This window comes from Dactylosporangium sp. NPDC005555 (genome assembly GCF_040605635.1).
Classification (GTDB): Bacteria; Actinomycetota; Actinomycetes; order Mycobacteriales; family Micromonosporaceae; genus Dactylosporangium.
The window spans coordinates 248,261-262,078 of record NZ_JBEXDG010000001.1; the positions used below are offsets into that span (position 1 = coordinate 248,261).

Consider the following 13,818-nt stretch of genomic DNA (forward strand, 5'->3'; position numbering starts at 1 on the left):
TCCTCGCGCCGGTAGTACCGCCAACCAGTGCATCGGCAGGGTGGTGCGGTGGGGACGACGAGTCGCGCCGCCCCCACCGCGTGGGTTTCGCGTCAGGCGGCGTCGTCGTCGAGGACCGTCAGCCAGGCGAAGCCGTCACCGATCACGACACCGGTGGGTGCCGAGATCGTGATCTTGTAACGCAGCGACGCCGTGTTGACGACCGTGTTGCCGTTGAGCGGCACCTGGATCGTCGCCTCGCTCGCGCCCTTGGGGATGGTGACCGGGAACGACAGCAGCGGCACCTGACCGGCCGACGAGGACCCGCTCGCCGCCGTCTGCACCTGGACGGTCGCCGCCTCCTTGAGTTTGCCGCTCAGCGACAGCCGCATCGTCGCGGTGCCGGGGCCATTGCCTTCGGACACCGTCGTGTCGGCGATGCTTGCCTGTACCGCCGAGGTGGCGCCGCCGCCGCCGGCCCCCGGGGTGTCGAACGCGATGTCGGACAGGTAGGCGCCGCCTGCCGGGGTGGCCGGCCGCACGATCACGGAACGGACGCTGGTCAGGTCCACCCCGGTCATCGAGGCGATCGGCAGCCGGACCGTGCGCAGCCAGGTCTTGCCCAGCCGGCTGATCCCGTTGGTCGTGTTCGTCGACGCCGGGAACGGGGTGAGCGCCGGGCTCACGTCGCCGACCCGTACGGTCGCGGTGCCGCCCGCCTTGTCGACGAGCGTGATCGCGAGGTCGACGTCGCCGGCCGCCGTCTCGTCCCGTGCCACCCGGAAGGTGAGCGCGTCGTACTTCTTGACGTTCCACTGCCCCGGACCGAGGGTCACCCGTACCTCCGGAGACACCGACGCCGCGCTCCACTGCAGCCGCAGGACCGGGCTGATCGGCACCGACGGGGCGAACGTCGCCGGCGTCCAGTGCGGGATCTTCGAGGTCGCGGTGGTCGCCGAGCACGGCGTGTCCCCGGGGAGCACCCGCGCGGCCACGCTGTAGCAGTACGCACCCAGGTCGAAGCCGGAGACCGAGACGTTGCCGGCCGGGCCTTCCAGCGGCGCGAGGTCCAGCCGGCGCGAACCGGGCTGCTGGGCCTGGGTGTGGACCACGGCCCGGCCGGCCGACGGCACCGTGCCGTTCGTGCCGTCGAACAGCGGGAGGAACACCGTCTCGCCGCCCTGCACGAGCCGGAAGAAGCCGGCCATGTACGCGGTGCCGACGGCACGCTGCTCGGCGCTGGTCAGCCGGGCCGGGCTGGCGCTGCCGCACACCTCGTCGTTGGCCGGCGACCAGTCGTCGCTGGAGGGCGCGACGGACACGCCGGGCGTCCACTCGGTGTTGAAGAAGTTGTGGTCGGCTCCCATGATCATGAGGGACGACCGCAGCACGTTGTCCTGCACCGAGTACCGGGTGTCGTCGTAGAAGTGCTGCCCCTGCTGGTTGGAGACGTCACCGTCGCAGTACGGCAGCAGCACCGCCATCGGTACGTCCGGCAACGTCGGCCGGCCGAAGTCGACCGGGGCGAGCGGCAGGACCGCCCTGATGCCGTACGGGTGCTGCCGCTCGGCGTTGAGCAGCGCGGCTTCGACCACGCCCTCGCCGCCGCGCGAGTGCCCCATCAGTCCGACGTTCGACATGTCCAGCCGGCCGGCGAGGGGGTGACCCGCGGTCTTGGTCCACCGCGCCAGCAGGTCCAGGTGGTCCATGACCAACTGCCCGCGGGCCAGGCCCCCGTTGTCGTCGGTGAAACTGGCGTCCTTGGCGTTGATGCCGTTGGCGCTGATCGACACGACCACGTACCCGTGGGTGGCGAGGGCCTGCGCGGTCTCGGTGTACCCGAGATAGCTGTCGATCGGGATGAACCCGGCCGCGCACGGCCAGTTGGTGTTGTTCGTCGCCCGGCTGGTCGGGTTGTAGCAGGCCGAGTGGCGGCCGTGCAGGAAGATCACGACCGGGCGGGCGCCCTTCGCGCCGGCCGGTGCGTAGACCGCGGCCCGGATCTCGGCCGGCAGGTCGCTCAGGCCGGACAGTGTCGTCGCCGTGTCACCGAGGTCGTAGTCGATCCGCTCGACCTGGAACGGACCGGGCTGCGCCGGGTCCGTGTACACCTGCTTCTTGAGCAGTCCCTTGGGTGTGGTGGGGGCGGCGGCGGACTTCGGCGGCGACGCCTTGGATCCGGGCACCACGCCGTTCCAGGCGACGTCGACGCGTTGCGCGTCGGTGACGGTGGCGTCGGTCGTCTCCACGATGAGACTCAGCCCGTCGGCCGATTCTTTCGCCGCCCCGATGACGCGCCCGTCGACGGCGAGTTCCGGCACCGCGTCGCGGACCGGCAGCGGCTCGTCGAGCCGCAGCGTCACCCGCGTGCCGCCGTCCGGCAAGGCGTCGACGGTGAAGCCGTTGGAGCCGATCGCCTCGGCGGCGGCGGAGGGCACGAAAAGGCCGGCTGCGGCGATGCAGCCGGCGAGGATTGCGGACGGAAGCCGGACTCGCCCCCGAAGGGGTGCGAAGCGGACCATATGCGACTCTCCTTTTTCGCACTGAGAGCTTCAGCGCGAAGGGAAAGTACGAACGGCCTGTTCCAGAAGTTCGCCGAAAAAGAATCGGTCCGGTTACCGCGCGGCACAGCATTGTTTCGACGGTCACAGATGACATCAGGCAAGGTGCCGTCTCTCGAAATGCCTGATGGCTGACGGCGTGCCCGAGAGGTGGACACCGGTGACGAGGGTCAATTCCAGGCAGCCGCCGAAGCCATTCTTCGCGGATCCCTCTTCGTCGGGCTTTCGCCACCTCGCAGTGGAACTACACCGACCTCCGCACCGGGACAGGCACCGACGACCTCGGCCGGGTCCACGCCGAAGCCGTCGTGCTGTCGCGCAGTGACACGTATCTCGACGCACTGGTCGGTTCGGCGTTCGCCATCAGCAAGCGCGGGCCGCTGCTGATCACGGCGAGGGGCGACACGGTCGAAAGATGTACCGATTCGCTCATCGACCAAGGGACTTCCCCTTGGAACGCATGAAATGCCGGCGCCCCGGTCCACTGTGGACGCCCGCTCAGGGGCTTGAGGCGACTACCCCATCGGTAGCGCCGATTGGGGCTTCGTACGGCGCCGACGGCGACGACGGCGCCCTCTTCGGTCAAGGCGCGCAGATGGTTGAGGACAGCGGTGCGTGACAGTCCCGTGAGATCCGCGAGCTCGCGGGGTGCCGCGCCGACGGGCCCCTCAGCGCCCGCCCGGTGACTGCGCAGGTGGGCGGCGGCGACGAGACCGTTCAACCGCCTGAGATACCTCTCGTGCGGATATCTGACAGCGCGTGCGACCGGGCTCACCGCTCGCCGTTCGCACGGGTTGGCCCAGACCTGGATCGACACCGTTCGCGGTCCGCACGGCGGTCGATGCGCGCGGTCATGCGCGCTGGCGCCGCGCCGGTACCGTCCGAACGGCCATGCCCCCGGTTCCTGGGGCGCGGCTCGATTCGGAGGACTGTTCCAGATGAAACACATAACGGTGCTGTTCGCACTCACCCTGACGGCCGGCAGCCTCGCCGGCTGCACCACCGAGGTCCGGTCCGGCACGCCCGCCGAGGGTCGGCCCATCGCGTCGTCGTCCACCTCCACCGCCGCCCTGCCGCCCGAAGAGGCGCTTCTCGCGGCCGTGCACGCCACGGAGGCCACCGCGTACAGCTTCACCATCAAGCAGGGCAGCAAGTCCGGCAGCGGCCGGATCGACCCCGCGGCCAAGTCCGCGGCCGCGAGCCTGGGCGGCACTGTCGAGCAGGTCACGGTCTCCGTCGCGTACACCGTCATCGCGCCCGAACTGTGGGTCAAGGCCGACTTCGGCAAGGAACTCAACAAGCTGTGGGGCATGCCCGGCAACACCTGGATGCTCATCGACAGGACGAAGGCCAGCAGCACGGCGACGCTCCCGGTCGACGAGGCCGGCGCCCCCCAGCTCGGCGTCACCGATCTGTTCAAGCACGGCCTCGCCGAGGTTGAGCGCACCGACGCCACCCACTTCACCGGCACGGTCGACATGACCGCCGCCGACAGCGTGCTCGCCCCGTCCGCCGACGTGGTGAAGCAGGCCGGCGCCAAGGCCAGGGCCGTGCCGTTCACGGCCGTCGTCGACGGCCGGGGGCACCTGACCGCTTTCACCGTCAACGGCGCCTCGATCGACCCGGAGCTGGCGCTGGCGCTGGCGTTCGCCGACTTCGGCGCGGTCCCACCGGTCACCAGGCCGGCCGACGCCATCACGGCGCCCGCCGCGGTCTACAAACTGTTCGACTGATCCCGGTGTGCGGCGGCACCGGTGTCGGTGCCGCCGCATCACGGGGTGCGGATGCGGGCCATCCAGGCTTCGACGTCGTCGGCGGTGCGGGGCATCGCGGCGGACAGGTTCTCGTGGCCTGTTTCGGTGACCAGGACGTTGTCCTCGATGCGGACGCCGATGCCGCGCAGGTCGGCGGGGGCCAGGAGGTCGTCGGCCTTGAAGTACAGGCCGGGCTCGACGGTGAGGACCATGCCGGGGCGCAGTTCGGCGTCGAGGTAGTCCTCGCGCAGTGCGAGGAGGCAGTCGTGCACGTCCATGCCGAGGTGGTGGGACGTGCCGTGGACCATCCAGCGGCGGTGCCAGCCGCCGTTGTCGGGGTCGAGGGTCTGCTCCACGGTGACGCCGTCGGGCAGGAGGCCCCACTCGTGCAGGCGCTGGGCGATGACCGCGTTGGCGGCGGCGTGGATGTCGCGGAACCTGTTGCCGGGGCGGACCGCGGCCATGCCTGCCTGCTGGGCCTCGAGGACCACGTCGTAGACGCGGCGCTGCGCGGCGGTGAAGCGGCCGTCGACCGGCAGGGTGCGGGTGATGTCGGCGGTGAACAGCGTGTCCAGCTCGATCCCGGCGTCCAGCAGCAACAGGTCGCCGGCGTGGACGTCGCCGGTGTTACGCGTCCAGTGGATGGTGGTGGCGTGGTCGCCGGAGGCGCAGATCGACTCGTAGCCGACGCCGTTGCCCTCGTGCCGGGAGTGCAGGCCGAAGACGCCCTCCACCCAGCGCTCGCCGCGTCCCTTGCGCACCGCTTCGGGCAGGGCGGCGATGACGGCGTCGAAGCCCCGGTGCGTGGCGGCGACGGCCCGGCGCATCTCGCCGACCTCCCACGCGTCCTTGACCATCCGCATCGTGGACAGGAAGCGGGCGAACTCGTCGTCGGCCTCGAGGAAGTCGGTGCGCCCGGCGTCGAGCAGGGCCGTGATGTCCGGGTCGGTCGCCCGCACCACCCGCGCCGGGCCGCCGTCGTCCTTGCCGAGGTCGTCGGCAAGGGTTTCGAGGTCGCGGACCGTCAGACCCAGCTGCGACGAAAGGTCGGCGGCGGCCGGCCGGGGCCCGACCCAGAACTCGCCGTACCGCGAGTCGGCGTAGAACTCGACGCCGTCGCGGGACCCCCGGATCCGCGTGTACAGCACGGCGTCGTGGCCGCCGCCGGGGCGCGGCTCGAGGATCAGCGCGCTGTCGGGCTCGGTGCCGGCGCCGAGCCCCGACAGGTGCGCGAACGCGGTGTGCGGCCGGAAGGTGAAGTCGGTGTCGTTGCTGCGCACCTTCAGTCCGCCGGCGGGGACGACGAGCCGCTCGCCGGGGAACCGCTCGGACACCGCGGCCCGGCGCGCGGCCGCGTGGTCGGCGACCTCCGCCCGCGCGGTGGAAGCGGCCCCAGCAGTGGGCGACGCCGCCCAGCCTGAGGTGATGAACTCGCGGAACTCGGCACTGTTGGGGATGTCCCGGTGGCCGGCTTCTGCCTGCTGCTCGCTCGCCATCACGCCATCCTGTCAGACCGCCGGACCCGGACCGGGATGATCGACCCCCGGTAATACCCGACACCTGACGAGGAACGTCCGCTCGAAGACGATGACCGTCTCCCCGGTCGCCTTCGTGCCGGTCGTCTCGACGGTGATGATGCCCTGCCCGGGGCGCGACCGGGAAAGCCGCCGGTCGAGGATCCGGCTGGTCGCGTACAGCGTGTCCCCGACGAAGACGGGGTCCTTGAGCCGCACCCGGTCCCAGCCGAGGTTGGCCACGGCCCGCGCCGACAGCGCCTGCACCGTCATCCCGCCGACGAGGCACAGGGTGATGCCGCTGTTGACCAGGACCCGGCCGTATTCGGCGCCCGCGGCGTAGTGCTGGTCGAAGTGCAGCGGGTGCTGGTTCATCGTCAGCAGGGTCAGCCAGGTGTTGTCGGCCTCGGAGAGGGTCCGGCCCGGCCAGTGCCTGATGACCATCCCCGGCTCGAAGTCCTCGTAGTCGCCGCCGTGCTCCTCGGCGTACTCGTTGTCGCCGATCCTGCGCAGGCTCATCGGATCGCCACCGCGACGTTGTCGGAGCTGGGGATGCGGCCCCGCACGGAGATGATCCCGGTCGAGCCGTCGCCGTAGAACCGGCAGAACAGCCCAGCGGGCCGCCGGCCGAACAGCAGCGGGCCGAGCACCGGGGCGACGTCGACGTCGCGGGGGTCGGCGTCGTCGTCGATGACCAGTGGCACCCTGCAGGTGCCGGGCTCGACGAAGTCCTGCACGATGCTGGTCTCCTCCGCCGCCGCGGTACGCACGGCGGCCTCCCAGTCGGTGGAGGTGGTGTCGCGACCGAGGACCACCTGCAGGCCGCTCTCCCCGATGCCCGCCTTCAGCACCAGGTGCTCCCGCCGCGCCAGCACGAACGGCAGCAGGTCGATCGGCCGGCCGTCCCGGTCGGTCTTGCGGTCGGCGAGGATCCGGGTCCAGGGGACGTACCGGTCGACGAGCCGCCGGTCGGCCGCCGACATCCAGGGCCGCCCCTCCGACAGCCGGCCCAGGGTCAGCTTGTGGTGCAGGAACGCCGACGTCTGGGTGCCGACCAGCAGACAGCCGTGGTCCACGGCCTCCTGCACCGCACCGGTGTCGAGCCCGGCGTCGAGCCAGTCGGCGATGGTGAAGTCGCGCAGGCCGATCGGGTAGCGCAGGTGCGGCGCCACGTCCCACGCCTCGTGCAGGTCCTCCGGCTCGAAGAACCGGGCGGTCAGCCCGTGGCTGTTGTAATGCTCGGCCTCCAGCTCGAAGTACCGCGACTCCACCCCGGCGACCCGGGCGCTGCCCACGATCGCCACCCGCGGCGCGACGTCCAGGTCGGCGCCGATGGTCCGGAACATCCCGGCGCGGACCGCGAACGGCGAGGGCGAGGTGTAGAGGCCGTCGCCGTGCAGCCGCCGCCACGTCTCCAGCCGGCTCTGCGTCTCCACGACGCCGCCGATCGCGCCGCTGACGTTGAACTCCAGGAACTGCGGGCCGTCCGGGCCGATGACGACGTCGGGCCGCGCGACGCTGTCGGCGTACCGCTCCTCCAGCCACGCGTCCCGCATCCACAGCCGGTCCTCGGTCGCCGGCATCCGGTACACCCGCAGCCGCTGCCGCGTCTCCTCGGCGCTCTCCAGCGCGGTGCGGTGCACCAGCTCCAGCAGCGCGACGGAGACGCGGAACAGTTCGGCGTAGGACGATCGGGGGATCGTCATGGGCGCTGCCGGCATGATGGGTTGGTACGGCCAGCCGGTGTCGCGCAGCTCGTGCCGCAGCATGCGCTGGATCGTCCCGGCGGGCGCGGCCGGGCGCAGCTGGTGCCGCCCGAACCACGGATGTCCGCCGTCGAACTCCGCGAACGTGTTCATGCGACCACTCCTGACGGGCTGAGGGCGAACGCGGCGGCGGTGTCCTCGATCGCCATGCCGACGGTGCGCAGGATCGTGGTGCGGCCTGCGAAACCAACCTCGCCCGTGACGAGCCGGCCCAGCTCGCACAGGTCGTCCCCGGTGATCAGGCCGGCTTTCACGGCCGCGCGTACCTCGCCCGCGCCGCCCGTCTCGTCGAGGGCCACGGCGCGGTCCTCGACGATCGGTACACCATCGGCGAACAGGGCCGGGTCGATCTCGAGGACGTCCGGTCCGGTGCCGCCGATGACATTGAGGTGGGCGCCCGGCGCGACCCAGCCCGCCTCGATCACGGAGTCGCGGCCGCCGGTGGAGGTGGCGGTGCAGATGAGCGGCGAGCCGGTCACGGCGTCCCGTGCGGTGTCGTGCACGGTCACCTCGAAGTCCCCGCCGAGCAGGTCCGCGAGCCGTTCCGCGCGCGCCTTCGTCCGGGAGTACAGGCGGATCCGGCGGATGGGGCGGACCGCCGCCGTCGCCCGGATCAGCGCCCGCGCCTGCACCCCGGCGCCGATGACGGTCAGCTCGCCGGTGTCCGGCGCGGTGCAGGCGCGGGTGGCGAGGGCCGTGACCGCGCCGGTGCGCACCGCGGTCAGCTCCGCGCCGTCGAGCAGCGCGGTGATCCGGCCGGTCGTCAGGTCGGTGAGCGCGACGATCCCGTGGATGAGCGGCAGCCCGCGCGCCGGGTTGTCCGGGGTGAGCGTGGTGACCTTGACGCTGCCGACGCCGCGCCGCTCCCACAGCGCCGGGCTGACCAGCAGCACCCGGCCGTCGCCGTGCTCCAGCACCGTCCGCGCCGGTGACGTGGTGCGCCCGGCGGCCAGGTCGGCGAACATCTCCCCGAGCGCGTCGACGACCCGCAGCATCGCCGCGGTGCCGGCCATGTCGCCGGCACCGACCATGACCGGTGCGCTCACCCGTCCGCCCGTCCGCCGAAGCGGGCCGCCCAGGCCTCCTCGCGGGCGACCGTCATGCCGGCCAGCCGCACGAACGGCGGCCCGACCATGTTGCCGTCGAGGACGGCGATCCCGCCGCCGACGGCCTCGACCGCCGCCATGACCCGCCGGGCGTGCCGCACGTCGGGGTGCGCCCGCATGGTCCGGTTGATCACGTCGAGCTCGGCCGGGTGCACGGTCGCCTTGCCGTGGAAGCCGAGCGCGCGGACCCGGGCGCTCTCCTCGGCGAGGACGCCCGCCTCGCCGAGCCGGAAGTTGGCGGTGTCGACGCAGGCCGTGTCGTGCCGGGCGCACGCGAGGGCCATCGCCTGCCGGGCCGCCAGCATCGGCTCCCAGCCGATCTCCACGCCGAGGGTGGCGGCCAGGTCGGCGGAGCCGAGCACCAGGCCGTCGGCCTCCCGGGCGATCGCGTCGGCGGCGGTGACCGCCTCGACGGTCTCGACGGTCACGTAGATCTCCGGGTGCGCGCCGGCCGAGGCGAGGATCGACCGGTACAGGGCGACCTCCTCGGCGGAGGTCACCATCGTCATCATCACGATCCCGGGTAGCACCGGGCAGTCGGCGAGCATGGCCAGGTCGTGCACGGCCTCGATGCGGTCGAACTGGTTGACCCGCACGGCGACGTTGCCGGGCCGGGGCGCCTTCTCCAGCGCGGCGCGGCACACCGCCCGGGCGTCGGCCTTCGCCGCCGGCGGCACCGAGTCCTCCAGGTCGATCAGGTGCACGTCGGCGTCGTACGACCACGCCTTGACGACCCGGTCCAGTGACAGCGCCGGCGTGTACAGGATGCTGCGCGGCGGGGCCGGACTCATGCGTGCACCGCGCCCGCCGGCTGGGCGCCCGCCGGCTGGGCGCCGGCCTCGACGAGCACCGCGCACAGCCGGGTGATCTGCTCCTCGGTCTGGCCGGCGCGCAGCATCACCCGCAGCCCCGCGCTGCCGCGGGCGACGATCGGGAAGAACACCGGCGAGGTGTAGAAGCCGGCCCGGAACACCCGCTGCGCCGCGTCGATGACCACGTCGTCGCCGACCGGGACCACCCGGATCGGGTACGAGCTGCCGGCCTGCCCGGTGGCCAGCAACGAGTCGAACAGCGCGATGTTGGCCCGCAGCCGCCCCTGCAGCTCGGTGAGCTCCGCGGTGCGGTGGATCTCGGCGGAGGCGAGCGCGGCCCCGACGGCGGCGGCGTTCATCTTCTGCGAGTAGCCGAGCGGCCCGGCGAACCGCTCGATGAGCCGCCGCGTCGCGTGCGGGAAGCCGTTGAGCAGGATCGCCGTGCCGCCCGCCCCGAAGCCCTTGCTGAGCGTGGCGACGGTGATGGTCCGGTCGTCCAGCGCCGGGGTGTGCGAGCGGACGTAGCCGAGGCCACGCTCGCCGTACGCCGACAGCGAGTGCGAGTCGTCGTAGAAGACCAGGAGGTTGTACCTGTCCTGCAACGCCGCCAGCTCCTCGACCGGCGCGTAGCCGCCGAGGCTGTCGGAGCCGTCCACGACGTAGCAGACCCGCTCGTACGTGCGGCACTGGTCCTCGAGGAAGTCCAGGTCGTGGTGGCGGCAGGTGACGACCTCGGTCTCGTCGGCGCAGGACGGCTTCGCGTTGGCCATCGACACGTGCGCGTTCTTGTCGAAGACCATCAGCGGCCGGGTGCCGTTGCCGAGGTGCCCGGACGCGATCAGCGGCAGCAGGCCGGTGCTCGCCGCGGCGGTGGAGATAGCGCTGATCACCGTCGCGCCGAACAGCTCGCCGAGGGACTCCTCCAGCTCCAGCAGCACCGGCGTCTGCACACGGGTCCGCGGGATGCAGTGATCGAGGACCCCGAAGCGGCGCAGCGCGTCGACCGCCCCGTCGATGACCTTCGGGTGGGTGTCGAGGTCCAGGTAGGAGCAGACGGTGAAGTTGACGAACTCGTGGCCGTCGGCCATGTGGAAGACCCCGTCGTGCAGGTCGCCCACGATGCCCGCCACGCCGTGCTCCTCGGAGGCGTTCCAGAAGACGTTGCCGACCCCGATGAGCTTGTCGTTGTTGCGGTACCGGTGCGTCGGCGTGATCCGCTTGCGGTCGCTCATCCCGCCACCTCCGCTGCGCTCCGGCGTCGGGCTGAGCCCAACCTGTCACATGACGAGCGGCCCGAGCCGCTCCGCTGGCCGCTCATCCGGCGTTCACCTCGGTCGGCTTGTAGCTGTACACGCGTTTGCGCTGGCTCATCCCGCGTTCACCTCGGTCGGTTTGTAGCTGTACACGCCGCGGGCCTTGCGGTAGGCGTACGTGTAGAGGGCGACGCCGAGCACGTGCGGCCGGCGCAGGATCTTCTTCGACGTGAGCCAGAAGTTGACGTTGATGTTCATGTCGTCCAGCGACTCGGCCTGGTGCCACCAGCCCAGCGGCAGGTAGAGCATGTGCCCCGGCTCGAGCGTGAAGTCGCGCCGCTCGGCGAGCTTCGGCGCCACCTTCGGGAAGCGGGTGAGGTCGGCGTTGGCGAGGTCGAACACGTGCGACTTGTCGCCGAGCCCGCGCAGCGTCGAGCGCGGGTAGTACGCGCGGGAGCCGGGCGGGGCGATGACGAAGCGCTTGCGCCCCTCGAGCGCGATGTTGAAGTTCTCGAACTCGTCGAAGTGGTTCTTCGTGAACACGCCCTTGTGACTGATCCACAGGTTGGCCGCGTACAGCGATGAGCCGTAGCCGAAGAAGTCCTTCGCGTCGAAGCCGATGACGGCGTTGACGTCGGCGGGGCTGTTGCGGATGTTCGACACCACCCGGTGCCAGGTACCCGGCGTGTGCAGCAGGGTCTCGTCGGCGAAGAAGTCACTCAGCCGGATGTCGCGGGTGCTCCAGCGGCCCGGGTGCTGCTTGTCGTCGGGCTCGCTGAACAGCGTGACGGTCAGGTCGGCGAGGCGGGCCGCCACCCCGTCGCGGCCGAGGCCCTGCACGTCGGGGGGCAGGGCGACCACCACGGGGACGTCGGCCTTGAACAGGCCGCCCGGACCGAGCGCGCGGAACTCGTCGAACGACATGCGGGCCACCGGCACACCGGCCGACGGTTGCGGGACTGCCATGTGCGTGCTCCTCATCTGGATTCCTTGAGTTGCGCCACCACGTCGACGATGAGGTCCTCCTGGCCGGCGACCGCCTGCCGGCGGCCGAGCTCGAAGAAGACGTCGCGCGGGTCGACGCCGGCCGGGCCGGCGAGCTCCAGGACGCGGTGCTTGAACCCGGAGAACACCCCGGCCAGGCCGCTGACGATGCTCATCGGTGTCGGCACCGGCGCCGACGGCACCAGCTCGCGCTCGGCGACGTCCGCCGCGTCGAGCAGGCCGTAGAGGTCGATCCCGGTGTCGAAGCCGCAGCGCTCCAGCACCGGCACCACGACCTCGAGCTGGGTGTTGCCGGCGCCGGCGCCGAAGCCCCGGGCGCAGGCGTCGATGATCCCGGCACCCGCCTGCGCCGCGGCCAGGGAGTTGGCGACCGCCATGCCCAGGTTGTTGTGCCCGTGGAAGATGACCGGCCGCCCGCCGGTGGCCGCGCCGATCGCCGTGATCCGGGCGGTGACGTCGGCGGGCAGCAGGTGACCCGCGGAGTCCATGATCCCGACGGCCTGCGCGCCGTAGCCGGCGGCCTGTCCGGCGTGCTCGGCGAGCTCCTCCGGGCTCGCGAGGTGGCTCATCATCAGCACGCACTGCGCCTCGACACCGGCGTCGCGCAGCACCCCCAGGTGCCGCTCGGCGAGGGACGACTCGGTGGCGTGCACGCCGATCCGCACGATGTCGACGCCGTGCGCGACGGCGCGCCGCAGGTCCGTGGAGCTGCCCCAGCCGGGCAGCATGAACGCGGCCAGCCGGCTGTGCCGCAGCGCCGCCCGCGTGGTCGCGAGCATCTCGTCGTCGCTGACGGCGGCCATGCCGACCTGCAGCGACGAGGCGCCCAGGCCGTTGCCGTGGCCGACCTCGACGACCGGGATCCGGGCCGCGTCGGCCGCCTCCGCGTAGCGGCGCAGCGCGGTCGCGCCGAGCTGGTGGCGCACGGCGTGCTGGCCGTCGCGCAGGGTCGCGTCGTAGATCACCACCCCGGTCTTCGGGCCGGTCACAGCGCCGCCTCCGACAGGGCGAGCCGGGTCGCGTGCTGCTCGGCGACCATGATCGCGGCGGAGTTGATGAGGTCGAGGTTTCCGGCGTACGGCGGCAGCACCTCGCTGCACGCGATGACGTGCAGGGAGATCATCACCCGGTCACCGGTCACGCTCGCCGCGAGGATCTCGTAGCCGGGGGCGAAGCGGCGCACCTCGGCGGCCGCCGACTCCACGACCTCCCGGACACGCGTGAGGTCGGCGCCCGGGATCAGGGCGTGCACGGCGGTGCGGAACGGTGCCGGCGGCACCGCGGGGCTGATGTTGAGGATGGCCTTGACGTCGCTCACGCCGGTGAAGGCGGTGACCGCCTGGCCGGTGGTCGCGACGTATTCGTCGAGGTTGAGCCGGGTCGCGCGCCCCGCGACGACGCTCGCGACGGTGGAGACGACCTCCAGGTAGGACACCGGGAAGGCCGTGGCGAGGGCGCGTGCGATCGGCACGCCCGCCTGCCCGCCACAGCTGACCAGGTTGATGTTGCGGCTGCCGCCGGCGTCGAGGCCGGTGACGGCGGGCACGACCATCGCACCGACCTTGCTGGGCGTCAGGTCGACGACGAGGGAGCCGAGCGGCTCCAGCCGTGGCCAGTGCTCGCGGTGGGCCGCGGCGCTGGTCGCGTCGAACACCACGTCGAACGGGCGGTCGGCGGACAGCACGGCCTCGATGCCGCCGGCGCTGGTGGGACAGCCGAGGAGCTCGGCGTGCCGCAGGCCGGCCGACTCCGGGTTGCGGCCGGCCACCAGCGCACAGGTCAGTGCGGATGACCGGCTGATCTTGCTGACCAGGTCCTGGCCGATGGCGCCGGTGCCGATGACGGCGACGGTCGCCGGTCGGGCGATGGTCGCGACCGTGGGGCGTTCGACATCTGGGTTGCAGGTAGTCATGAACGTGGTTGTCCTCACCCTTGATGGACGCGTCAGGTCGCCGAGCGTCCTCAGGGCGGACTCCGGTGGGTGCAAACGGCGACGGTGACCTCGGGCCGCGCGGCGAAGGCCGCGGATCGGAGCTGCGGCACGAGGTCGATTGACAGACGGATTTCG

Annotated in this window: 12 protein-coding genes; 1 reads left to right on the forward strand and 11 read right to left on the reverse strand. The window is 71.9% G+C overall.

Annotated elements, in window-relative coordinates:
- Nucleotides 1–92: 92 nt before the first annotated feature.
- Both ABZS58_RS01210 and ABZS58_RS01215 read right to left on the reverse strand, forming a co-directional pair.
- Complete coding sequence (locus ABZS58_RS01210) at nucleotides 93–2,501, reverse strand: hypothetical protein (protein ID WP_354776310.1); 2,409 nt, start codon at nucleotides 2,499–2,501, stop codon at nucleotides 93–95.
- Between the two features lie 283 nt (nucleotides 2,502–2,784).
- Nucleotides 2,785–3,582, reverse strand: a complete 798-nt coding sequence (locus tag ABZS58_RS01215) for a helix-turn-helix domain-containing protein (RefSeq protein ID WP_354776785.1) — start codon at nucleotides 3,580–3,582, stop codon at nucleotides 2,785–2,787.
- Here ABZS58_RS01215 and ABZS58_RS01220 point away from each other — a divergent pair.
- A complete protein-coding gene (locus ABZS58_RS01220; RefSeq protein ID WP_354776826.1) occupies nucleotides 3,479–4,273 on the forward strand; it encodes a hypothetical protein in 795 nt (264 codons plus the stop codon). The two genes, ABZS58_RS01215 and ABZS58_RS01220, sit on opposite strands and share 104 nt — an antisense overlap.
- A 38-nt stretch (nucleotides 4,274–4,311) precedes the next feature.
- On the opposite strand, the gene ABZS58_RS01225 is transcribed toward ABZS58_RS01220, so the two are convergent.
- The 9 genes from ABZS58_RS01225 to ABZS58_RS01265 all read right to left on the reverse strand — a co-directional run bounded on the left by ABZS58_RS01225 (nucleotide 4,312) and on the right by ABZS58_RS01265 (nucleotide 13,662).
- Entirely contained in the window at nucleotides 4,312–5,790 is a 1,479-nt protein-coding gene (locus tag ABZS58_RS01225; RefSeq protein ID WP_354776312.1) for an aminopeptidase P family protein, read from the reverse strand.
- A 12-nt stretch (nucleotides 5,791–5,802) separates the two neighbouring features.
- Nucleotides 5,803–6,327 carry a MaoC family dehydratase gene (locus ABZS58_RS01230; protein WP_354776314.1) on the reverse strand — a complete coding sequence of 175 codons (525 nt, stop codon included), beginning with the start codon at nucleotides 6,325–6,327 and terminating at the stop codon, nucleotides 5,803–5,805.
- Nucleotides 6,324–7,667, reverse strand: coding sequence for a hypothetical protein (locus ABZS58_RS01235; RefSeq protein ID WP_354776316.1), 1,344 nt, complete (start codon nucleotides 7,665–7,667; stop codon nucleotides 6,324–6,326). The genes ABZS58_RS01230 and ABZS58_RS01235 overlap by 4 nt, the downstream gene beginning before the upstream one ends.
- Nucleotides 7,664–8,620 carry an ornithine cyclodeaminase family protein gene (locus tag ABZS58_RS01240; protein ID WP_354776318.1) on the reverse strand — a complete coding sequence of 319 codons (957 nt, stop codon included), beginning with the start codon at nucleotides 8,618–8,620 and terminating at the stop codon, nucleotides 7,664–7,666. Before ABZS58_RS01240 ends, ABZS58_RS01235 begins: the two co-directional genes overlap by 4 nt.
- Nucleotides 8,617–9,471 carry an aldolase/citrate lyase family protein gene (locus ABZS58_RS01245; protein ID WP_354776320.1) on the reverse strand — a complete coding sequence of 285 codons (855 nt, stop codon included), beginning with the start codon at nucleotides 9,469–9,471 and terminating at the stop codon, nucleotides 8,617–8,619. The genes ABZS58_RS01240 and ABZS58_RS01245 overlap by 4 nt, the downstream gene beginning before the upstream one ends.
- Nucleotides 9,468–10,724, reverse strand: coding sequence for an aminotransferase class I/II-fold pyridoxal phosphate-dependent enzyme (locus ABZS58_RS01250; protein ID WP_354776322.1), 1,257 nt, complete (start codon nucleotides 10,722–10,724; stop codon nucleotides 9,468–9,470). The genes ABZS58_RS01245 and ABZS58_RS01250 overlap by 4 nt, the downstream gene beginning before the upstream one ends.
- 135 nt (nucleotides 10,725–10,859) lie before the next feature.
- On the reverse strand, nucleotides 10,860–11,669 hold the full coding sequence (locus ABZS58_RS01255) for a cupin-like domain-containing protein (RefSeq protein ID WP_354776787.1): 810 nt from the start codon (nucleotides 11,667–11,669) through the stop codon (nucleotides 10,860–10,862).
- Nucleotides 11,670–11,722: 53 nt separating this feature from the next.
- Nucleotides 11,723–12,739, reverse strand: a complete 1,017-nt coding sequence (gene dmpG / locus ABZS58_RS01260; protein ID WP_354776324.1) for a 4-hydroxy-2-oxovalerate aldolase — start codon at nucleotides 12,737–12,739, stop codon at nucleotides 11,723–11,725.
- Entirely contained in the window at nucleotides 12,736–13,662 is a 927-nt protein-coding gene (locus ABZS58_RS01265) for an acetaldehyde dehydrogenase (acetylating) (protein ID WP_354776326.1), read from the reverse strand. The genes dmpG and ABZS58_RS01265 overlap by 4 nt, the downstream gene beginning before the upstream one ends.
- Between the last annotated feature and the right edge of the window lie 156 nt (nucleotides 13,663–13,818).